18 protein-coding genes are annotated in these 21,646 nt (G+C 40.4%); 1 reads left to right on the top strand and 17 read right to left on the bottom strand.

What is annotated here, in order from left to right; genetic code table 11:
- Positions 1–141: 141 nt before the first annotated feature.
- From NF418_RS03130 to NF418_RS03050, 17 genes are all read right to left on the bottom strand, one after another.
- The gene (locus NF418_RS03130; protein ID WP_256778393.1) at positions 142–3,504 is read right to left on the bottom strand and encodes a type I restriction endonuclease subunit R; all 3,363 of its coding nucleotides are present in this window, start codon (positions 3,502–3,504) and stop codon (positions 142–144) included.
- 271 nt (positions 3,505–3,775) lie between these two features.
- Complete coding sequence (locus tag NF418_RS03125; protein ID WP_256778392.1) at positions 3,776–4,141, bottom strand: glyoxalase; 366 nt, start codon at positions 4,139–4,141, stop codon at positions 3,776–3,778.
- A 57-nt stretch (positions 4,142–4,198) separates the two neighbouring features.
- Complete coding sequence (locus tag NF418_RS03120; protein ID WP_256778391.1) at positions 4,199–4,483, bottom strand: LapA family protein; 285 nt, start codon at positions 4,481–4,483, stop codon at positions 4,199–4,201.
- A 1,138-nt stretch (positions 4,484–5,621) separates the two neighbouring features.
- Complete coding sequence (locus tag NF418_RS03115; RefSeq protein ID WP_002937288.1) at positions 5,622–6,332, bottom strand: ABC transporter ATP-binding protein; 711 nt, start codon at positions 6,330–6,332, stop codon at positions 5,622–5,624.
- Positions 6,332–7,096: an ABC transporter ATP-binding protein gene (locus tag NF418_RS03110; RefSeq protein WP_105209885.1), complete on the bottom strand. Its 765-nt coding sequence runs from the start codon at positions 7,094–7,096 to the stop codon at positions 6,332–6,334. The genes NF418_RS03115 and NF418_RS03110 overlap by 1 nt, the downstream gene beginning before the upstream one ends.
- Complete coding sequence (locus NF418_RS03105; protein ID WP_256778390.1) at positions 7,096–8,043, bottom strand: branched-chain amino acid ABC transporter permease; 948 nt, start codon at positions 8,041–8,043, stop codon at positions 7,096–7,098. The genes NF418_RS03110 and NF418_RS03105 overlap by 1 nt, the downstream gene beginning before the upstream one ends.
- Positions 8,044–8,045: 2 nt before the next feature.
- Positions 8,046–8,933, bottom strand: coding sequence for a branched-chain amino acid ABC transporter permease (locus NF418_RS03100; RefSeq protein ID WP_105145051.1), 888 nt, complete (start codon positions 8,931–8,933; stop codon positions 8,046–8,048).
- A 161-nt stretch (positions 8,934–9,094) separates the two neighbouring features.
- On the bottom strand, positions 9,095–10,264 hold the full coding sequence (locus tag NF418_RS03095; protein WP_256778389.1) for an ABC transporter substrate-binding protein: 1,170 nt from the start codon (positions 10,262–10,264) through the stop codon (positions 9,095–9,097).
- A 138-nt stretch (positions 10,265–10,402) separates the two neighbouring features.
- Positions 10,403–10,669: a DUF2129 domain-containing protein gene (locus tag NF418_RS03090; RefSeq protein ID WP_256778388.1), complete on the bottom strand. Its 267-nt coding sequence runs from the start codon at positions 10,667–10,669 to the stop codon at positions 10,403–10,405.
- A 116-nt stretch (positions 10,670–10,785) separates the two neighbouring features.
- The gene (locus NF418_RS03085) at positions 10,786–11,376 is read right to left on the bottom strand and encodes an ATP-dependent Clp protease proteolytic subunit (RefSeq protein WP_074389118.1); all 591 of its coding nucleotides are present in this window, start codon (positions 11,374–11,376) and stop codon (positions 10,786–10,788) included.
- A 126-nt stretch (positions 11,377–11,502) separates the two neighbouring features.
- Positions 11,503–12,132, bottom strand: a complete 630-nt coding sequence (gene upp, locus NF418_RS03080) for a uracil phosphoribosyltransferase (protein ID WP_105113118.1) — start codon at positions 12,130–12,132, stop codon at positions 11,503–11,505.
- 82 nt (positions 12,133–12,214) lie between these two features.
- A complete protein-coding gene (locus NF418_RS03075) occupies positions 12,215–13,831 on the bottom strand; it encodes a glycoside hydrolase family 13 protein (protein ID WP_256778387.1) in 1,617 nt (538 codons plus the stop codon).
- Positions 13,832–13,903: 72 nt separating this feature from the next.
- A complete protein-coding gene (gtfA, locus tag NF418_RS03070) occupies positions 13,904–15,352 on the bottom strand; it encodes a sucrose phosphorylase (RefSeq protein ID WP_256778386.1) in 1,449 nt (482 codons plus the stop codon).
- A gap of 69 nt (positions 15,353–15,421) precedes the next feature.
- On the bottom strand, positions 15,422–16,252 hold the full coding sequence (locus tag NF418_RS03065; RefSeq protein ID WP_044686342.1) for a carbohydrate ABC transporter permease: 831 nt from the start codon (positions 16,250–16,252) through the stop codon (positions 15,422–15,424).
- A gap of 10 nt (positions 16,253–16,262) precedes the next feature.
- On the bottom strand, positions 16,263–17,135 hold the full coding sequence (locus NF418_RS03060) for a carbohydrate ABC transporter permease (RefSeq protein ID WP_256778437.1): 873 nt from the start codon (positions 17,133–17,135) through the stop codon (positions 16,263–16,265).
- Between the two features lie 137 nt (positions 17,136–17,272).
- On the bottom strand, positions 17,273–18,508 hold the full coding sequence (locus NF418_RS03055; RefSeq protein ID WP_256778385.1) for an extracellular solute-binding protein: 1,236 nt from the start codon (positions 18,506–18,508) through the stop codon (positions 17,273–17,275).
- Positions 18,509–18,520: 12 nt separating this feature from the next.
- A complete protein-coding gene (locus NF418_RS03050; protein WP_256778384.1) occupies positions 18,521–20,689 on the bottom strand; it encodes an alpha-galactosidase in 2,169 nt (722 codons plus the stop codon).
- A gap of 110 nt (positions 20,690–20,799) precedes the next feature.
- On the opposite strand from NF418_RS03050, the gene NF418_RS03045 reads away from it, so the two are divergent.
- Positions 20,800–21,633, top strand: a complete 834-nt coding sequence (locus NF418_RS03045; RefSeq protein WP_256778383.1) for an AraC family transcriptional regulator — start codon at positions 20,800–20,802, stop codon at positions 21,631–21,633.
- The last annotated feature ends 13 nt before the right edge of the window (positions 21,634–21,646 follow it).

Here is a 21,646-nt window from a genome sequence, read left to right as displayed (position 1 = left end):
ATTTTGACAAAATCACCGTTTTGTTAAAATAGACTTAAGTTTTTTCATTCTAATTTGACAAAATAGCTGTTTTGAGCAGATAGAAAATAAATCTCAGAGTCTATTTTGACAAATTGAGGGTTTTGTCAAAATACATCTACTCTACCTCCCCCTCAATGGCAGGATTTCTTCCGCAATCATGTTCATATAGTCCTCTTTGAGGGCTTTTTTGTACTTGAGCTTGTTGAGGGCTTGGTCGCCCTTGTTTTCCTTGTAGCTGGCATAGTCGTAGGTATCAACTAGGGCTTTTTCTCCGATTTGCTTGTCCTTGCCGACTCGGTAGTTGTCCACGATAAACTGGAGTTCGTCTTCTCCGACACACCAATCTCGTGCTGTAGTGACGACTTGCTCACGGATGGTTAGGTCAATCATCTCATCTAGCTTGTGGGCGATGGATTGGCCCTTGTAATCTTGAGTATTGGTCTGAGCTTCCTGCCAGATTTTTGAGATGAGTTGGGAGAGTTTGGGATTGGTCTTGTCCAAGTCTGCGATGTAGTTGTCCACCATCTTTTTCTCCTTGTCAGGAATGACTTGATTTTTACTGTCAATCAGGTTTTGGATGAGAGAGATGATATAGTGGTAGTTGATTTCATCCGTACGGACAGACTCCAGCTCGTATTCAATATCAAAAGGCGTATCTTCTATGCCCTCGTCATCCTTCCGCCGTCTGCGGAGTTCTTCAATGACATTTTGGTATTGTCCAGAAAAATTCTCAATATCCTCCAGACTAAGCCCGATTTCCTTGAGAATGTCCTCTTGCTCGTAGTCGGCATAGACCTGTACGGAGGCAAAGAGCTTGTCAAATTCCTGAAAGGCCTTGGCAAAGCGTTTCAACTCGGCATCACTACTGGCATCCAGGTCTGGCACCATTTCAGGATTTGGGGCAATAGCCAGCAACTGCTGAACTTTTTCCTTGAACTTGGCTTTTTCTTCCAACCAAGTCGGAGCCAGCACCGCAAACTCGCCACCATTTGAGTAGAGACTGAGGGCTTCGTCAACCTTTTCCTTGAATTTATTAGGCGTTTGGAATGAAACTACTTGACCAAACTTCTTGCCCTCGTCAAAGAGACGGTTGGTTCGTGAAAAGGCTTGAATGATGTGCTGGGGTTTCATAGGCTGTCTGTCCATGAAAATGGTAGACAGGCACGGAGCATCAAATCCCGTCAAGAGGCGATCCACCACAATGACCAAGTCCAACTGCTCCTCACGGAAGGCATACTTGTCTTTTTTCCGAGCCAAGCGTTCGTTGAGGTCAGTATTATAGGAACCAAGGGTCGCCAGAGTGAAATGCGTACCAAACATGGCATTGTAATCCTCCAAACTCTTGCTCATGTAGTCTTGATTAGCAAAGGAAGACTCGTCATTTTCAGATACTGAGTAGGTGATGGCAACTTTTGGAAAATCAGGCAAGACTTTTTTGACTGATTCCGAAATTGTCAGGCTCTTATGTCCTGCCTTGACTTCTTGTATCAGGTCATAGTAGGCTTGGGCACGGGCGATGGACTTGACAGTCAGTAGGCCCTCGTAGATTTTCCCTACACCGTTTTGGAAACCGAGTTTGCGTTTGGATTTGTTTAAAATAGCATCCAACACTGTCAGCATGTGCCGTTCATCGTCGTAAAACTCGTCTTCGATTTCATCCTCAGCCCAGCCAGGCATGGTGGTCTGGTATTCCACTTGGAAACCAAGAACAGCTCGGTCATGGATGGCTTCTTTGACTGTGTACTCATGGAGACATGGCCCATACTGTTCTTCTGTCGTCTGGGCTAAATCACCTTTTTGCTCCCGCTTGTTCTCCTTAAAAATAGGAGTACCTGTAAAACCATACCAAAGCGAGTTGACAAAGAATTGTTCCAAAATCCGCTGGCGTTCTGGGGTGACAGCTCGGTGGCATTCGTCCACAACAAAGGCTAGATTGAGATTCTTAACACGTTGGTGGAATTTCTCGTGAAGCCCCTCTTCAAATTGACGCAGGAGGGTATTGAGTTTCTGGATAGTGGTGACCACGACACGGCGGTCTTCTGAAGACAGATTTTTCAACAAGTGCTGAGTGTCGTCCGTCTGGTCAATATCTATCATGTCATTTTCCGCGTAGGATAGAAAGGCTGCGGTGGTCTGCTGGTCAAGGTCTGTCCTATCAATGACAAAAATGGTCTTCTCAATAGATGGGATTTGCAGGAGATTGCGTGCCACCTTATAGGAAGTCAGGGTCTTACCTGAACCAGTCGTATGCCAGATATAGCCTGACTGGCGTAGACGGCTGGCTTCTCGGATAGCTTCGATGGCATGAATTTGATAAGGACGTAGCAGGATAAGGGCTTTTTTGTCGTCGTCGATAACGCTATATTGCATGACCAATTGGTGAGCCATGGGAATGGAAAGGACCTCTCTAGCAAAGTCAAAGAGATGGGGTTGAGCTTGGTTATGCTTGTCTACCCACTTGGTCAAGAAGCGATCATTGAGTTTAGTTTCCTTAGCAGCGGCGATGTAGCGGGTTTCCGTGATGTTAGACACCACAAACATTTGTAGACTCGAAAAGATACCCTTAAACTGACCTTCTTGCTCGTATTTCCTAATCTGACGGAAGGCATCCATATAGGGATGGGAACGGCTCTTGAGCTCAATCTGAATCATTGGAAGACCGTTGATCAAGAGGGTCACATCACCCCGTCTTTGTCTGGCAGCATCCCCACCTGTCACAACTTGGTTGACAACCTCATAACTGGACTTGCCACCTGCGACATTGTGCCGCCAGATGACCTCTAGTCGGATGGTGCCCAGACTAGCATCTTCCCGCTGGACTTGCACCTTGGCAATACCATTCTCACCTGCCAGCCACTTGGCTGCTTCGTAGAAATTGACAAAGTTGAGCTGGTTCTTGATTTGGTGTTTTTCTTGGTCTGTCAAGGGATGGTCAGCTAGGTGGCGGACGTTATTAGCCTCTAGCTTGGCGAAAAAGTTTGCCCAGAGCAGTTCTTCCGTTGTCAATTCAGGGCGGTAGACCCACTGACTCTCTCCACTGGTCAGATGGCGGATGAGTTCATCTTCTATCTGTAGCTCATTTGCAGGTTTCTTGGTCTGATAAAGCGCCTGAGGGTCAACCAATTCCCGCTGACCAGGCAACAAGCGTAAGCTAACTTGAAAATCTTTCAAATCCTCTTCATTGACCTTTTGCAAGAGTTTGTGGAGATGCTTACGGAAACCGATTAACTGACCGTGGGCATCTGCTAATTTCTGCTCTGCTTGGGCATAGTGGTCAGGCTTACGCTTGATGTCCAGATACCCTTTGACAATATCGGTCAGGCGAGCTTGTTCCACTTGGTAAACAGCCTCCAACTCTAAGGCATTGTCCTGTCTTTCTAGTTTTTCAAGCAAGCCTGTTTGGTATTCCTCTATGGCTTTCATTTCTTCCAAGAGTTCTGGTGCATAGACTGGTATGTCTAGCATAAGTTGTTTCCAAGTCATCTAGACACCAGCCTTTCGACAACGCAAAAAGCCTGCCAAGACTGGCAGGTTTTGTTTACTATGAAATTGAGTAAGAGTTTTAGATTGCTTTGATATATATATAAGTCTGTTTAGAAGTTTCATATCTCTCTCCTAAAATACAAATAGGTATTACAAAAACTATTTTACCATATTAAGGCTCAAAAATACATGCTTTCTTATGCAATTCTGTTGATTTGTAACAAAAAATCAGCGATAGAAAACCGCTGATTAATACACTATTTTGATGAACCTATCCCTTCACCGCAAAGTAATGACCACTTGGGCTGGCAAAATTAAAGTTAGGGAAGGGTTCTGCATTGACTGCGCTACACGTATCTGTCAAGCTAGAGATACGTTTTTGAAGACCCTCAATATCATCTGTTTCAAACAGGATACTTGGCTTCATATCGATCACTTCTGGTGATACTTGACGAATAAATTCGTTAGCATAGACAGTAATAGTCGTAGTCGCTTCTGGATGTGGCTTCATATCAAAAGTTTCATACCCCATCATCTCAGCTTCATGGAAGATTGTGAAACCAGCAGCGCTCCAAAAAGCCTTCTCAGCAGCAACATCGTCCACATAAAACATCAATCCAAATTCTTTGGTAAACATACTTTCTCCATTTCATTTCAATGTGGTCTATCAATAATACCACATATTTTACTCAATCTATTTTATCTTTTCAGAAGGTTCTTCCTTTTGTAAAACGGGGATCTCTGACAATTCTCTTTTCAAATTCTTAATCTCACTTTTCAATGACATACTCTTAGTCAATCCAAGTAAGTATTGAATGAACATACCAATCAAGAGCGAGCCAATTATCACCAAAATCAAGGGCATTCTAAATTGTCCAAATAAATAATTGACCACAACTACCTGACGATTTGTCAATGAAAGAACAACCGTCAAAAGTATGATGAGCACTAAACCAATTAGCGATAATTTCTGTTTCATCTTAACTCCTTTTCTACTATGATAGTCTAGCATATGTAGGTATGAATGGCAAGGAAGTCAACTCACCACGATGGAGAATAGAAATATTATACCAAAAAGATTGTCAACCGCAACATCCAATTTCCCTACTAGAACAGCCTAATCTTGATATAAAGAAAAACGCCTGCCGGCGTTTCTCATTTCCAACCTAAAACAACCCGTCAGGGTTGGGGGACAAAAAAAAAGCCACTAAAGACTTTTTCTTTTCCTATCTCCAACTTAAAACGTGGGGTAACCCACATATAAAGAGAACCGCTTACCAGCGGTTCTCATTTCCGACCTAAAAAGGTCCAAAAAATGAATAAAAGGAAAGACCGTCTGCCGACGTTCCCTATTTCCAACCTAAAACAACCCGTCAGGGTTAAGGACAAACCAGCAACTTGCGTTACTGGTTTTCCTATTTCCAACCTCACCCTTCGCTATCTCATTTCTAGGCTCAGGCTGAAATAGTTCACCGAACTATTTCACTCCCCCAGACCTTGATATAAAGAAAAACGCCTGCCGGCGTTTCAGAACGTAGACAAACTCCTAAAAATATAAAAAATTGAAGAAGTTTGCGAAAGATAGCAAGTTGTTAAACTCTTAGAAACATTGATATTTCGGCGTTTCTGAGAGTTTTTTATTTTCAACATAAAGAAAAGAGATTGAAGATAATTGTCCAAAATGGACTTTTTCTTCAATCTGAAACGCCTCCCGGCGTTTCCCATTTCCAACCTAAAATGAGGCGTCAGCCTCGAGGGACAAACCAGCAACATGCATTGCTGGTTTTCCTATCTCCAACCTCACCCTTCGCTATCTCATTTCTAGGCTCAGGCTGAAATAGTTCGCCGAACTATTTCACTCCCCCGGACCTTGATATAAAGAAAAACGCCTGCCGGCGTTTCCCATTTCCAACCTAAAATGAGGCGTCAGCCTCGAGGGACAAACTAGCAACATGCATTGCTGGTTTTCCTATCTCCAACCTCACCCTTCGCTATCTCATTTCTAGGCTCAGGCTGAAATAGTTCACCGAACTATTTCACTCCCCCAGACCTTGATATAAAGAAAAACGCCTACCGGCGTTTCTCATCTCCAACCTAAAAAGGTCCCCCGGACCTTTTTAGCCACCCAGATATGCTTTTTTGACTTCTTCTGAGGCGAGAAGTTCTTTTCCTGTTCCTGAGAGGACGACTTTTCCTGTTTCTAGGACGTAGCCGCGATCTGCGATAGCAAGGGCTTTGTTGGCGTTTTGTTCAATCAAGAGAACGGTTGTTCCTTGTTTTTGGATATCCTGGATGATATCAAAAATTTCTTGAATAAAGATTGGAGCCAAGCCCATTGATGGTTCATCAAGGAGCAAGAGTTTTGGTTGGCTCATCAATGCCCGGCCCATAGCAAGCATTTGTTGCTCACCACCTGAAAGGGTTGCAGCATCTTGGTTCTTACGTTCTTCCAAACGTGGAAAACGTGCGAAGATTTTTTTCAAGTTGGCTTGATTTTCTTCACGATTGTTGCGAAGAAAGGCACCCATTTCCAAGTTTTCCATTACAGTCAAGCCTGCAAAGACATGTCGACCTTCTGGAACTTGTGACAAACCGTCCGCAACGATTTTACGAGCAGGAACTTTTTGAATTTCATTTCCGAGGAATGAAATCGTTCCAGCTGATGGACGAACAAGTCCTGAAATGGTACGGAGGATAGAGGTTTTACCAGCACCATTGGCACCGATCAAGGTTACAACTTCTCCCTCATTGACTTCAAAGCTGACATCTTTTACAGCCTCGATAACACCATAGTTGACGGAAAGATTTTTAACTTCTAACATTGCCATTATGCTTCACCTCCAAGGTAGGCTTCAATTACACGCTTATTATTACGGATTTCTTCAGGAGTACCATGGGCAATCAAACGACCATATTCCAATACATAAATACGTTCCGTTACTTCCATAACCAAGCTCATATCGTGCTCAATCAAGATGATAGTGATACCAAATTCTTCCTTAATTTTACGGATGAGTTGGGTCAATTCTGCCGTTTCCTGTGGGTTCATACCAGCCGCTGGCTCATCCAAGAAAAGAATTTTTGGCTCGGTCGCAAGGGCACGAACGATTTCCAAACGACGTTGTTGACCGTAAGGAAGGTTCTTAGCCAGCGTATCCGCATCGCCATCCAAATCAAAAATTTTCAAGAGCTCAATGGCTTTGTTTTTTAATTCTTCTTCATTTTTATAGAAAGCAGGAAGGCGAAGGAAACTTGCTAAGACTTCTGCTTTTCCATGGTTACCAAGACCAATCAAGACATTTTCCAAAACTGTCATATTTTTGAACAAACGGATGTTTTGGAAGGTACGACCAAGACCTAGAGAAGCAATCTTAGAAGGAGCTTTACCATTCAAAATAGTGCCAGCAAGGGAAATAGTTCCCTCGCTTGGCTCATAGACACCTGTCAAGAGGTTGAAAAGGGTTGTCTTACCAGCACCGTTAGGACCGATAAGACCGACCAATTCACCCTCATGAAGTTCCATGGTCACATCACCAACGGCAGTCAAACCACCGAAGTTCTTGGTTAAATTTTTTACTTCAAGTAATGCCATTACTTAACCTCCTTCTTCTTGAGCAAGGCTGCCACGCTAAATTCTTTGGTTCCTAACAAACCACCCGGACGGAAGATCATCAAAAGAATCAATGCCAATGAGTAGATAATCATTGAAATATCTGAGTAGCTCTTGAGGAAGACGTTGAGAATACCAAGGACAATTGCTGCCACAAAGGTACCTGTGATAGAACCCAAACCACCTAATACGATGATAATCAAAACGTTAACAGAGGTCATGAAAGCAAAGTCCTTTGGAACAATTGTTCCAACATAACCCGCATGAAGTCCGCCAGCGATAGCCGCTGTCATAGCACCAAATACGAAAGCTGAAACTTTCATGAAAGTCGGATTAACACCAACTGACTCAGCAGCAATTTCATCTTCACGAACAGAAATGGTTGCACGTCCCATTGGACTACGCAAGAAGTTCACCGTAAGAAGTGTTGTGATAATGACAAATACATAAACCAATTGCCAGTTCGTAAATAATGGAATGGACATAATCCCGGCCGCACCGTTTGTTACAGTACCACCATTGATGATTAAAATACGGATTATTTCAGCAACACCAAGGGTCGCAATGGCAAGGTAGTCACCTTTCAAACGCAAAGTTGGAAGACCTACTAAGAGGGCAACAGCACCAGCAACCAACATACCAATAAGCAAGGCAATTGCAAAACCACCATAAGACGGCATCATTTTCCCAAGGATACCTACTGCGTAGGCACCAATAGCCATAAATCCAGCATGTCCAAGTGAAAATTGACCTGAAAAACCGACAATCAAGTTCAATCCTACAGCCAAGATGATCTGAATTCCAATTTGCTGTACAATTTGAACATAGTAAAAATTCAAAATACCAGCTGAAACAAGTCCCTGAATGATTCCGAAGCCAGCTAATAAGATTGCCAACCAAATTGCATTAACTTTTAAATTTTGCTTCATGGTTACACCTTCTCTTTCACATTTTTACCAAGAATACCACTTGGACGAACAAGGAGGATGATGATCAATACAGCATAAACAATCGCATCACGGAAAGTATCCAAACCGATTACATATGTAAATGTCTCAATAATACCGATAACAAATCCACCAAGTGCTGCACCAGGTATAATTCCGATCCCACCTAATACTGCCGCTACGAATGCTTTCAAACCAGGAGTCATTCCCATGAAAGGTTCGATTTGGTTGTAATAAAGTCCAAGAAGGACACCAGCAGCTCCCGCAAGAGCTGATCCAAGTGCAAATGTGAAGCTGATAGTACGGTTTACGTTAATTCCCATCAACTGAGCTGCATCACTGTCAACAGAAACAGCACGCATAGCTTTACCCATTTTTGTACGTTTTACAATTAATTGTAGTGCAACCATCAAGGCAAGTGACACACCCAAGATAATCAACTGGATATTGGTTACAGATACTGGTCCAAGGTTGAAGTTCACCGATTCAATTGCTTGTGGAAATGCCTTAACATCCGCAGTAAATAATTTTACCATTGAATATTCAAGGAAGAAGGACACACCAATAGCCGTAATCAAAGCTGCAATACGCGTCGAATTTCGTAAAGGACGATAGGCCAAAAATTCAATGACCACACCCAGAAGTGCAGTACCAACCATTGCTAAGATCAGGGCAACAAAGAAACGTGTGCCACCATCAGCAATGAAAGTAAGGTTATTTAATAAGAAATACCCCATGAATGCACCCATCATATAAAGGTCTCCGTGGGCAAAGTTAATGAGTTTGATAATTCCGTATACCATGGTATAACCAAGGGCCAAGAGGGCATATACAGAACCTAAAATCAAACCATTGACAAGTTGTTGAAGCATTAGGTTCACCAATCTTTCTAAATATTTTCAAGCTCAATAAGCATTGTTACATTATACAAAATTTTCTGAAAATAAGCAAGTTTTATAGAATTTTTTAATCTTTTAAGAAAATCTAGTCAATTCAAGGTAAAAAGAGGGAAATTCCCTCTTTAACTTGCTTATTATTCTGCTGAAATTGTATCAACTGATGTCTGCTCTCCATCTGTCAAACCAACAATGTAAACTGATTTCACAACATTGTGCTCTGCATCAACTGACATAGTACCTGTTACACCTTCGAAATCTTTCAAAGCTGCAAGGTTGTCTTTAAGAGCTTTTGAATCTGCTGCACCTTCTGCTGCTTTTGCTGCCATATAAACTGCATCATAAGCAAGGGCTGCAAACATATTTGGCTCTTCGTTGTATTCTTTCTTATAAGCTTCACTGAAAGCCTTCGCTTTATCACTAGCTGATGTTACATAACCTGAAAGGTAGTAAACGTTTGTTGCTGCTGAAGCAGTTGCCAGTTCAGTGAACTGTGGTGAGTCGAAACCGTCAGATCCAAGAATTGGCTGGTTCAAGCCAAGTCCACGAGCTTGCTTCACAATTGTACCTGTTTCGTTGTAGTAACCAGGCATGACGATAGCATCAAATTCCTTATCTTTCAATTTTGTCAAGGCAGCTTGGAAATCTTTATCGCCAGAAGCAAATGTGATTTCTGAAACGATTTCTCCTGAGTATGCTTTCTTGAACGCCTCTGCTACACCCTTACCATAGTCAGAGGAGTTGTCATAGTAAAGAACAACTTTCTTAGCTGACATATTTTCTGTCGCATACTTAGCCATAATTTGACCTTGGTATCCATCAGTAAATGTTGCACGGAAGAAATAATCTTGAACTTCACCTTTGTCATTTACTACAAGGTTTGTTTGCGTACCTGAAGGTGAGATCATTGGAATACCAGCTGAAGTTAATGCAGGGATAGATGCTGCTGAAGCACCAGATGTTGCAGGTCCAATGACAAGGTTTACACCTTCACTTGCCAAGCTAGTAGCAACAGAAGCTGCTTCTGCTGTTTCAGACTTGTTGTCTTTTGTAACAACTTCAATTTGTTTCCCATCAATACCACCTGCTGCATTGATTTCTTTCACAGCCAAGTTAGCACCTTTTTCTTCAGTTTGTCCGTATGAAGATACAGCACCTGACAACTCTAAGTTGTAACCAATTTTAAATGTATCACCAACACTTGAACCAGTTGCTGAAGAATTAGTTGTTGAAACAGTACCACATGCTGCAAGTAAGGCTGCAGATGCAAATGTAGCAAGAGCTACTGCAAATTTTCTTGTTTTCATGAAAACTCCTTAAATCTTTCTTAAATTTTGCGATGTATCTAATATACTGAATTATCAGAAAATTGTCAACAAAAAAAGAAAAAAATTTTTAAAAAAGAAAGAGTAAGAAAAAACAGGCCCGTTAGCCTGCTCATATCTTTATAGTGTTGACTCCTCTTCTCGCCACAAATTACCTACAAAATTTTGGTCAATTTCTTTTATGTAAGAAGGAACTACTTTTTTGACAAACTTTTCCTTCTTCAATTTTGCAACTATCTCTTCTTGCTGTTCTTGATTGATATATACAGATACATAACGCAATCGTTTGGAATGGTAAATCATATCACCATATTGACTGAGTTTCCGTGCATCTCGATTGTAGTGTAAATAAATCGTTAAACTTGTCCGTGACTGTTTCTCAAACATGATTTCTCCTCTTAAATAGCTCTCTATTTATTATACAATTTTAATATAAAAATGAAAAGCTAGAGCATGCTCAAACAAAAAAGAGATGAATCAATCACCTCTTTCAAATGATACAGTTATTTTGCTTTCGTATTGTCCATAATTTGGTCAATAAATCCGTAAGCTAGCGTTTCTTCTGCTGTCATCCAGTAATCGCGTTCTGCATCCTTGTGGATTTGCTTCACTGTTTTTCCTGAATTGTCAGCCAAGATTTTTTCTAATTTGTTCCGGGTTTTGAGCAAGTGTTCTGCTGCAATGGCCATATCCGTTTGCTGTGTACCGCCACCTGTTCCACCCATTGGTTGGTGAATCATGTATTCCGCATTTGGTAACATGAAACGTTTGCCTTTGGCACCACTTGAAGCGATAATTGTACCCATGCTGGCAGCTGTCCCCATGACGATGGTTTGCACATCAGCCTTGATAAAGTTCATGGTATCAACGATAGCTAGACCAGCTGACACAGATCCACCAGGTGTATTTACATAAAGGTAAATATCTTTGGTTGGGTCTTGGGCATCAAGGAAAAGCAACTGAGCAATGATAGAATTTGCCATATTATCCTCAACTGGTCCTGTCAGCATGATAATACGATCTTTCAATAGGCGTGAGTAAATGTCATAAGAACGTTCACCACGGCTGGTTTGTTCAATAACTACTGGAATCATACGAATCCTCCTTTATTTCAATAACAAGTATGAACCCATTATATAGAATTAGTCAACATTGGTCAAATAAAAACTACGTTTTCAATAGATGAAAAAAGAAACCAGACAAACTGGTTTCTAGTATCATTATTTTGTACCGAACAAACGATCCCCAGCATCACCAAGACCTGGAACAATATAGCCTTTTTCGTTGAGTTTTTCATCCAAGGCTGCCGTGTAGATATCAATATCTGGATGTGCTTCTTGAAGAGCTTTGACACCTTCTGGAGCTGAAACAAGGGCAACAAATTTAATATTTGAAGCGCCACGTTTTTTCAAGGAATCAACAGCCAAGATTGCTGAACCACCTGTAGCAAGCATTGGGTCTACTACAAAAATATGGCGTTGGTCGATATCTTCTGGTAATTTCACAAGGTACTCAACAGGTTGAAGCGTTTCTTCATCACGATACATACCGATGTGCCCGACCTTTGCCGCTGGTACAAGGCTAAGCAAGCCGTCAACCATACCGACACCTGCACGAAGAATTGGTACAATAGCCAATTTCTTACCTGCAATTTGTTTTTGAACTGTTTTAGTGATTGGTGTTTCAATCTCCACATCTTCAAGTGGCAAGTCACGCAATACTTCGTAACCCATAAGCATGGCAATTTCATTTACCAACTCACGAAAATCCTTTGTAGAAGTTGTAGTTCTACGAAGGATAGATAACTTATGCTGAATGAGTGGGTGCGAAATGACTTGGAATTTCCCCATGATGATAAAACCTCTCTTTATTGTTTTTTCCATTTTACCAAAAAAATTGGAAAAATGCTTGGGAAAAGAAAGGAAGTACAGCTTATTTTTTGAAAACAAGTGCTTCGTAAGGTCTCAATATTGGCTTATCATAAATCACACTATTATCATAATTATGCATAAATAAGGAGTAGTCTTCAAGAGATAACTTAAAAGCTTGCTCTTCACTTGTGAAATTGACTAAAATAATGAAATCATCCTGTTCATCATATTTACGGTAGGCCATCACCAAGCTATTTCCAGTCTCCATCACTTCATATTTTCCTTCAGACATACAAGGATACTCTTTCCGAAGAGCAATTAATTTTTGATAGGTGTAGAAAAGCGATTGGTTATCAGCTAGTGCTTTATCAACGTTGATATCTTTGACAGTATCTCCCAAAGCCAGCCAGGCTTGACCTGTACTGAAGCCCGCTCCTTCTGCCTCTGTCCATTGCATTGGACGGCGAGCATTATCACGGCCTTTGGCATTTATAGAAGTAATCAATTCCTCCTTGGTGAAGCCATTTTCAATCCGTTCCGCATACATGCGACGAGTTTCAATATCGTCCGCTTGGCTAATATCCGTAATTGGTGTATTAATCATACCAATTTCCTCACCTTGGTAGATATAAGGTGTCCCTGACATAAAATGAAGATAAATAGCTAACATTTTACCACTTAGTTCACGAAATGCAGGTCGATCATCACCGAAGCGAGAAATGGCACGTGGTAAATCATGATTATTCCAGAAAAGTGAGTTCCAGCCTTTACCAACCAGTTCAGTCTGCCATTTGGATAGAACCTTATGCAAACGAGCTGGATCAAGCGGTGCCAAATCCCACTTCTCTTTCCCTTCCTGCTGATCCAGTCCGACATGTTCAAATTGGAAAATCATCGAAAATTCTTTTCTGTCAGGATGCGAATATAACTGAGCATTTTCTGGATTGGCACTCCATGTCTCCCCAACAGTCACTAAGTCGTATGCACCAAAGGTTTTCTCATTTAATTCCTGAATAAGATGATGGAGAGTCGGTCCATCGGCTGTAATTAATTTTTCCGGTTCTTTTCCAATCAAATCAATCACATCTAGCCTGAAACCACCGACACCTTTTTCAATCCAAAAATTGATCATGTCCCAAATTTCTTGTTTCAGAGCAGGATTTTTCCAGTTCAAATCCGGTTGCTTAACAGAGAATTGGTGGAGGTAGTATTTGTTCAGATGTGGAACGTATTCCCAAGCAGAGCCTGAAAAGGTCGAGCGTAATTCATTCGGTTCATCAGCCCAAACATAATAATCATAATAGGGATTATCTGGTCCTTTGAGGGCTTCTTGAAACCAGAAATGTTCATCCGAGGTATGATTGAGCACTAAATCCATGATTATTTTGATATTGCGCTTATGGCCTTCTGCAATCAGCTCTTCCATATCTTCCATGGTCCCAAATTCTGGAGCAATTCCTTGGTAATCGCTGATGTCGTAACCATTGTCATCCATGGGGGACTGATAAACAGGACTGAGCCAAATAGCATCAATTCCAAGCTCATGGAGATAATCTAATCGGCTGATAATCCCTCGAATATCCCCTACTCCATCTCCATTTGAATCTTGAAAACTACGAGGATAAATTTGGTAAATGACGGACTTCTTCCACCAATCTGTTTTTTGTATTTCTGGCATTTGATTGATCCTTTCTGTACAATCTTATTTACGCAAGAAAAAGAGGAATCCCCCTCTTTCCATATAATCATATTATAACTCAATTGTGGTCATTTTGCCCTCTTCAATTTCAACAATTTCAAAGTTTTTTTCTTTCAGATTAGTAGTTAAACGCGCTGATACGCCAGCATCTTTATTATCCCAGAAAATTTCTAAAGTATTTTCATTTACCATCTTAACAGAGAACTCTCCGTCGAAAGCTGGACTTGTATTGCGGAATTTAAGTAGTTTGAACAAGGATTGTACAACTGGCCGTTGCACTTCCTGCTCAATTTCTTCCAAATCATAGTAATGGCGATTGATATTGCGCCCTTCCTTACTTGATTCTAAAAGTTCAATATCATTTTCGCCTGCTAGTAAACCAACATAATAAATCTGTGGAATACCTGGTGCAAAGCATTGGAGAACACGCGCCAATAGATAAGCTTGATCGTTATTGCCGAGGGCAGAATAATAAGTACAGTTAATCTGATAAATATCCAAATTATTATAGGCTTCTGTACTATAAATTTTCTTCACATTGGCACCTTGGGCATACAAGGCTTCACGCGTTTCCTCTGTCTCCTCATCCGTCAGCAAATCCTTAACATCCACAACACCGATTCCATCATGTGTATCAAGAGTTGTAAATTGCTTGCGAGGGCAAATCTCCATCCAGTGAACCAGGCGATTGACATGACCAGAATACAAAGCGTGGAGAACCAGCATTGGCAAGGCAAAGTCATAAACATAATAATCCTGTTCCGCAATTTTTTGCTGAATGGTGTAGTGTTCATGAATTTCTGGTAAGATTTCTACATCTTTTGGTGCCAATAACTGACGTGGAAAATGGAGCATTTCCCAAATATCAGGTTCCACAAAGAAACAGTTGGTTCCGATTTTTTTATTGGCATAAGCAAAGGCATCCAAACGAATGATCGAAGCACCATGTTCTGCCAACTGTTCCAAATTTTCTTGGATGAAACGGCGTGTTGTCTCTGTAGTCACATCCAAGTCAATCTGTTGCTCATCAAAGGTACACCATACCTTCTCCTCGCTACCATCAGCAAATGTTGCAATTCGATAAGGAGCACGAGGTTTACGCTTATAGATCAAATCAACATCTTCTTGCGTTGGCTCACCATTTGGCCAAAAGTTTTTATAGCGAATGAACAAATCTGCATAAGCTGATTCATCTTTCTTTTCAAGAAAATCAAGGAAATAAGGAGATTTTGCAGAAATATGATTGATCATAAAATCGAACATCAGATAGTAGTCCTTGCTCAATGCTTCAATATCTGACCAATCTCCAAATGCAGGGTCTACCTTTGTATAATCCATTGGCGCAAACCCACGGTCACCTGATGATGGGAAGAATGGTAGAATGTGAATACCTCCCACAACATCCTTTAATGGTCCCTCAAGAACTTTTTTCAAATCCTTGAGATTCTTGCCTAAACTATCAGAATAGGTAATCAACATAGCTTGGTTTTTAATTTTCATCGATATTCTCCTTTGTAAGCCTTTTCTTTTTTATTTTTTAGAAAAGGTTGAACAAGTCAACCTTTGTAATTATTTGACAGAACCACTTGTCATACCTGAAATAATATGTTTCTGGAAGACAAGGTATACCAATAATATTGGGATAATCCCCACAACATAGGATGCAAATGATGGGCCATAGTCACTAAAATACATACCTTGGTAATTGTATTGGAAAAGAGGTAAAGTCCACATGCTTTGATCACGATTCAAAACCAAGAGCGGCAAGAGGAAATCGTTCCAGACCCAGAGGGCATTGATAATCAAAACGGTTGCGTGCATGGGCTTCATGAGCGGGAAAATAATTTTCCAGTACATAGTAAATTTATCACAGCCATCAATAGCTGCCGCCTCATCCATTTCTTCAGGAACAATGGTCTTAATATAGCCGACATAGAGGAAGAGGGCCTGAGGAACTGCATAGGTCAAATATAGAATAATCAAACCGACAATATTGTTCAAACCAAGGCTTGACATTAATTTGGTCATTGGGAGCATAATCACTTGGAAAGGTACAAAAATCCCAATAATCAAGAAAAAGTAGATAAAGTTAAACACTGTCTGGCGTTTCATTTGACGGGCTACGGCGAAAGCTGCCATTGGAATAACAAGTAGAATCAAGCCAATTGCTACAATCGTAATCAAGGCAGAATTGCCAAAATATTGTACAATCCCATCATTAAACAGGCGTTCATAGTTGCTCAATGTAAACTCTTGTGGCAAACCAAAGAAATTTCCTGTAATTTCCTTTGTTGGTTTAAAAGAACTGATAATGGTTACCAATAGTGGAATAAACATGAACAATATCCCACTAAAGAGAACTAAGTAAACCCACCAATTTTTCTGTTTGTGCTTGTTCATATTTACTCTCCTATACTTCAAATTTCTTAGAAATCTTCATCTGAATCAATGAAATCACAATGATAAAGATAAAGAGGACCACCGCTAAAGCATTCGCATACGAAAACTTATTATCAACAAAGGCATAGTTATAGACTAATAAACCAAGTGACTCTGTCTTGCCATCTGGACCACCACTTGTCAGTGCAAAGATAAGGTCAAATGCTGTCAAACCTGACTTCATTGCCAAGATGAAAACCATACTGATAGATGGTAATAAGAATGGAAGTTCAATATTGAAGAATTGTTGAGAGCGTGTTGCACCATCAATTGCAGCTGCTTCTTTCACATCTTCTGGAATACTTTGTAAACCAGATAAGAAGATGATGACTGGCATCGCCAATCCCTGCCAGAGGGCCACAAAGAGTACGGCTGGAATAACAGTATTTTCTTGTACCAATAAGTTTTCCATCAACCAATCAATATGTAGTAATTCTCCAATTTGTGTGAAACCATAGTTGAACAATTGGACAAAAATCAAGCCTAAAGTAACGGTTGAAAGAACCGCAGGGAAGAAATACCAGGTTCTAAAGAAACCAACAGCTTTGATCTTACGATTGAGGAGACTAGCCAACCAAATCCCTATAACAATTTCTCCGATGACCAAACCAATGGTGAAGATAATGGTAAAAGTCATAGATGTATAAAAATCAGGATTCTTCAAGATATCTAGATAGTTTTGAATACCTATCAAACTAAAATCTGATGTCAATCCATTCCAATCCGTCAGACTATAATAGATTCCCGTTAATAAGGGATAGAAGAAAAAGATTAACTGTAGACCAATTGGTATGGCAACAAATAGATAGGGCCAATATTTGGCAATAAAACCTTTTTGATTCATCATGGTACTCCTTTTTTCTATAATGTATAGTTGCTTAGGGACAGTTTGAATGGAGTGGTTAGGGGGTATTCAAACTGACCCTAAGCAACTATAAAGAAGAGCTAGGCTGTTCTAGCCCTCCTTATAGTTTTCTTGAATTATTTTTTCATTGGGTCAAAGAATGCATTCAGTTTTTTCACTAATTCTGCTGAGTTAGGATTTTTCACTGCTTCTACTGTGATATTCCAGAATTCTTCCTCTGATTCCCATTCAGATTGCAACCAAACTACGTGTTTATCAGTAAAGGCATATTGTGTCACTCCGGCTGTTTCTTCAAACTTACCTTCTGTATCTACACCTTCAACAGAGGTTGGAGAACCATCTACATCATAGTATTTTTGCATTACTTCTGGACGAGAGAGGTATTCTAGGAATTTTTTAGACTCTTCTGGGTGCTCTGACTCAGCCGATACTGATAGAGCAAGGTCAGCTGCACCAATGGTATAGTCACCACCTTCTTTATCACCAGGGAAGGTAAACATACCATATTCAAATTCTGGTTCTTGTTGGTTAACGGCTGTAGCTGCCCATGTACCTTGTGGAAGCATGAGAGCATCTCCTGCTGCAAAGGCTGCCACCGCATCTGCATAAAGCGCACCAGTTGCCCCTTTTTGTCCATTATCTGTCAACAGTTGTAAGCGTTCTAGAACTGCTTTTGTTGTAGCATCATCTTGAATTGCTCCCTTTGCACTGCGGATCAGAATATCTTCAGCACCATCAAATCCACCCGCAACAGTGACCCAAGCTAACTGATGGTAGCCGTTCAATGACCAAGCATCGTTCAATGAAAGAGCAAACGGTGCTGCACTGCCATCAGCCTTGATTTTGTCTACCAAAGCCACAAATTCTGCATAGGTAGTTGGAACTTCAAGACCCAGTTCTTTGAATTTGTCTTTGTTATAGTAGATACCATAGGCATTAGCTGTCAATGGAAGAGTATAGTTTTTCTCGTTAACAAGATAAGGCGTTACAGCACCATCTTTTAGATGACTGAGACCTGCATCATCACCAATTTCTAGGAAACGTCCATCCGCCGCATATGCTTTAAAGTCCGCATTTTGTGGATAAATGTTGATCACATCCGGTGCTTCATTGTTAGCCATACGGGTTTTCAAAACAGTTCCAGCATCTGGTACACTTGAAAATTTAACATCAATCGTAGGATTTTCCTTTTCGAAATCATTAATCATTTCTTGAAGGGTAGCCTGCATTTCTGGTTTTTGTGAGAAAAATTCAATTTCTACCTTATCACTACTACCTGCGTTACCACAAGCTACCAAGAAGCTGGCAAAAGCACAAACCGATGCACATTTTAAAAATGTTTTCATTTTCATTATAAAATCCTCCTAGATTTTGTTAAAAATATATTGTACACTAAAATAATCTTTTTGAACATGTGGCATTGTAAGACCAATGTTCATCAGTTCATCCCCGTAGAATGTTTCTCCCAATTGAGGGCATTCATACAAGGCATCTGGGTCAAGTCCTTTTAATTGAACTTGTAAAAGCGGAGCTTCTGATTGAGCCAGTATCTTAACAAAGGTGAATACTGCTTGACTTTTATCTTTATTGACATAATTAGCAGCCCATGTATTGCTTGTTTTTTTCAAGCGATAAAGCAAGCCTTCTTGAATGGTTCCGCGAATAGTCTTGTATGTTTGAACTTGCTGACGAATCTCTTCAAGCTCTTCCTGAGCAAGCTTGGTCACATCCAGCTCGTATCCAAAGGCTCCTCCCATCATGGCTACATTACCACGAGTTGCAAGCGGTGTTATTCGACCAACTTGATGGTTTGGAACAGCTGACACATGCGCTCCCATAGAAGAGGCAGGTAAAATCAAACTCGTTCCTTCTTGGATAGAAAGTCGACCAATCGCATCTGTATTATCACTAGCCCATGCTTGTGGCATATAATAGAGCAAGCCTAAATCGTTTCGACCACCGCCACCGGCACATGACTCAAATAGGATAGTTGGGAATCGCTTGGTCAAGGTATCCAATACCCGATAGAGACCTAAAATGTAGCGATGGTGGAATTCGTAGCGTTGATCATTTGCATAGGCTGGAGACATACTTGTGATATTCCGATTCATATCCCATTTTACATAGCTGATCGGAGCTGATTCCAATATGCTTGAGACCGAATCAATAATATAATCACAAACTTCTGACTTAGTTAAATCCAAGACCAGTTGCTCACGACTGTAAATTGGTTGTCTTCCGTCAATTTGAATGGCCCAGTCTGGATGCTCCCTATACAGATCACTATCAATTGAAATCATTTCCGGTTCAAACCACAGACCAAATTCCATACCAAGTTGGTTGATTCTATCTGCCAGACCAGTTAAGCCATTTGGCAATTTCTCCAAATTGACCTTCCAATCGCCTAATGAACTCTCATCATTGTTCCGTTTACCAAACCAGCCGTCATCCAGTACAAAAAGCTCAACTCCTACTTGACTAGCCGTTTTAGCCAGTTCTACAATCTTATCTTCAGTAAAGTCAAAATAAGTTCCTTCCCAGTTGTTAATGAGAATTGGGCGTTCTCTATGACTAAACTTCGGAGTAACAATATGATTTTTTATGAACTCATGACTATCTTGTGTCATACCAGTTAAGCCTTTATCAGTGAATGATAAGAGAACTTCAGGTGTTTGGAAATTAGAATGATTGCTTAACTCCCAACTAAATTGTTCATCATTTAACCCCATGCCCCAACGACATGTCTCTAGTGGTGTCACCTCTACAAATCCAGTGAAATTTCCACTATAAACTAATTGAGCAGCATAGACATGACCACTATCTTCGGTTGTTGTTGGATCCGCCAACGCTAAGAATGGTGTTTTTGAATGACTTGAGGCTCCACGAATACTCCCAATAGAAAATTTTCCTTTGGTTAATGGTGTTTGTGTCCACTCTTTCTCGTAACCATAGCGTCCAGCTAAGCTATGGACTGTAAAATCCTTATGTGAAAAATCGAGGGTAAAAGACAAAGCCTTTTCGATTTTTGTAGCATACTGACCAGTTTGAATGTTCGCAGAGCGACTGAGGTAATTCGCATTCTCAAATACACAGTATTGAAGGGTAACTGTGATGTCTGTTAGCTGATCGTAGAGATCAATCTCAAGACTCTCTACCTCATCCTCAGTGGCAAAACTTGAAGGCAAACCTTCTAATCTCGGTTTCCCTTTTTGAATGCGGTGTGCCTTATACTTTAAATCCAAGGCCACACCAAATTCATTTCGCAAGTCAATGGCAGCTGTTCGAAAGTCACCTAAACCATTACTAGAATACTCCTGTTGTAAGGTATCCATCGAATAGGTTCTGTTGCCAGAAATTGGACTTGGTGAAAAAGAACGATCTAAATATGTGATTTTGTTTCCCGGACTAAAATGTTTAACCTTTTTTCCGAAATATCTATGAACCACATCCCCTGTTTCCAAGATCTGAATAATATATGAAAACTCTCTTGTTTTTAGGTGAAAGAGGCGATTATCTTCTGAGTATTGAATCATGTTTACGTCTCCTATCTCTTTTACATACATTATTTTACAAAATGAAAACGCTTTAATTAATAGTCTTTTGTATCTTAAACATGGTATAATGTTTCCTAAGGAGAGTAGAGATGAATATTCTGAATATCTATAATGAATTTGATAGTCATAATTTTGACTTAAACGTTGACCATTATGGAGCCGAACAATGTGACAGTGGCTATTCCTTTGGACCTACTATTCGCGACAATTATGTACTCCATTTTATTACAAATGGAAAAGGGAAAATTTTAATCAATGGTGAAACGACCGAATTAACTGCCGGAGATATCTTTGTGCTCCCAAAGAATCAATCTATTTTTTATCAGGCAGATGAGAACACCCCTTGGACCTATACTTGGGTTGGTTTCAGCGGTTCTAGAGCTGAGACGATTCTTTCTCAGAGCCGACTCCTAGAAAAATATTTCTTACATTCACATCTTGAGTCAGAAATATTAAAAAAAATGATCGATATCAATCAAACAGAGGTTCAATCCCTACCAATGATTACTGAACTTATTTTAATTGGTCATTTAAACCAATTGCTTGCAGCGCTAGTACAAGAGTTTCCAAATGATTCACTCAAAGAGGCGTCAACACTTGCAAAAACTTACGTTCATCATGCGATAAAGATCATACACTCTCAGTACAACAGTCCAGTCAAAGTATCTGCAATTGCTGAAAAACTGGCCTTAAGTCGTAGCTACTTATATAAGATTTTCAAGCAAGAAACTGGATATTCTATTAAAGATTATATTGTCCAAGTCAAGATGAACCACGCATGTCAACTACTTGCTAATCCCGATCTCAGTATTACTGAAATTGCGAATTCAGTTGGCTATCAAGACCCATTAACATTTAGCAGTGCCTTTAAAAATCAATATCATCAGAGTCCAAGTGACTATCGAAAATTTCGGATCTCATAGGTTTATCCTATAA

It is taken from the genome of Streptococcus suis (genome assembly GCF_024509555.1).
GTDB lineage: Bacteria > Bacillota > Bacilli > Lactobacillales > Streptococcaceae > Streptococcus > Streptococcus suis_AD.
Note: the sequence above shows the minus strand (reverse complement) of the source record. Positions and strands in the feature narration are given on the sequence as shown.

Excerpts from the sequence above, each read along its gene's own strand:
- NF418_RS03045 (WP_256778383.1), top strand. The coding sequence starts at position 20,800 with ATGAATATTCTGAATATCTATAATGAATTTGATAGTCATAATTTTGAC.
- NF418_RS03115 (WP_002937288.1), bottom strand. The coding sequence starts at position 6,332 with ATGGCAATGTTAGAAGTTAAAAATCTTTCCGTCAACTATGGTGTTATC.
- NF418_RS03105 (WP_256778390.1), bottom strand. The coding sequence starts at position 8,043 with ATGAAGCAAAATTTAAAAGTTAATGCAATTTGGTTGGCAATCTTATTA.
- NF418_RS03125 (WP_256778392.1), bottom strand. The coding sequence starts at position 4,141 with ATGTTTACCAAAGAATTTGGATTGATGTTTTATGTGGACGATGTTGCT.
- upp (WP_105113118.1), bottom strand. The coding sequence starts at position 12,132 with ATGGGGAAATTCCAAGTCATTTCGCACCCACTCATTCAGCATAAGTTA.
- NF418_RS03060 (WP_256778437.1), bottom strand. The coding sequence starts at position 17,135 with ATGAATCAAAAAGGTTTTATTGCCAAATATTGGCCCTATCTATTTGTT.
- NF418_RS03095 (WP_256778389.1), bottom strand. The coding sequence starts at position 10,264 with ATGAAAACAAGAAAATTTGCAGTAGCTCTTGCTACATTTGCATCTGCA.
- NF418_RS03110 (WP_105209885.1), bottom strand. The coding sequence starts at position 7,096 with ATGGCATTACTTGAAGTAAAAAATTTAACCAAGAACTTCGGTGGTTTG.
- NF418_RS03055 (WP_256778385.1), bottom strand. The coding sequence starts at position 18,508 with ATGAAAATGAAAACATTTTTAAAATGTGCATCGGTTTGTGCTTTTGCC.
- NF418_RS03085 (WP_074389118.1), bottom strand. The coding sequence starts at position 11,376 with ATGATTCCAGTAGTTATTGAACAAACCAGCCGTGGTGAACGTTCTTAT.
- gtfA (WP_256778386.1), bottom strand. The coding sequence starts at position 15,352 with ATGAAAATTAAAAACCAAGCTATGTTGATTACCTATTCTGATAGTTTA.
- NF418_RS03130 (WP_256778393.1), bottom strand. The coding sequence starts at position 3,504 with ATGACTTGGAAACAACTTATGCTAGACATACCAGTCTATGCACCAGAA.
- NF418_RS03065 (WP_044686342.1), bottom strand. The coding sequence starts at position 16,252 with ATGAACAAGCACAAACAGAAAAATTGGTGGGTTTACTTAGTTCTCTTT.
- NF418_RS03100 (WP_105145051.1), bottom strand. The coding sequence starts at position 8,933 with ATGCTTCAACAACTTGTCAATGGTTTGATTTTAGGTTCTGTATATGCC.
- NF418_RS03120 (WP_256778391.1), bottom strand. The coding sequence starts at position 4,483 with ATGAAACAGAAATTATCGCTAATTGGTTTAGTGCTCATCATACTTTTG.
- NF418_RS03050 (WP_256778384.1), bottom strand. The coding sequence starts at position 20,689 with ATGATTCAATACTCAGAAGATAATCGCCTCTTTCACCTAAAAACAAGA.
- NF418_RS03090 (WP_256778388.1), bottom strand. The coding sequence starts at position 10,669 with ATGTTTGAGAAACAGTCACGGACAAGTTTAACGATTTATTTACACTAC.
- NF418_RS03075 (WP_256778387.1), bottom strand. The coding sequence starts at position 13,831 with ATGCCAGAAATACAAAAAACAGATTGGTGGAAGAAGTCCGTCATTTAC.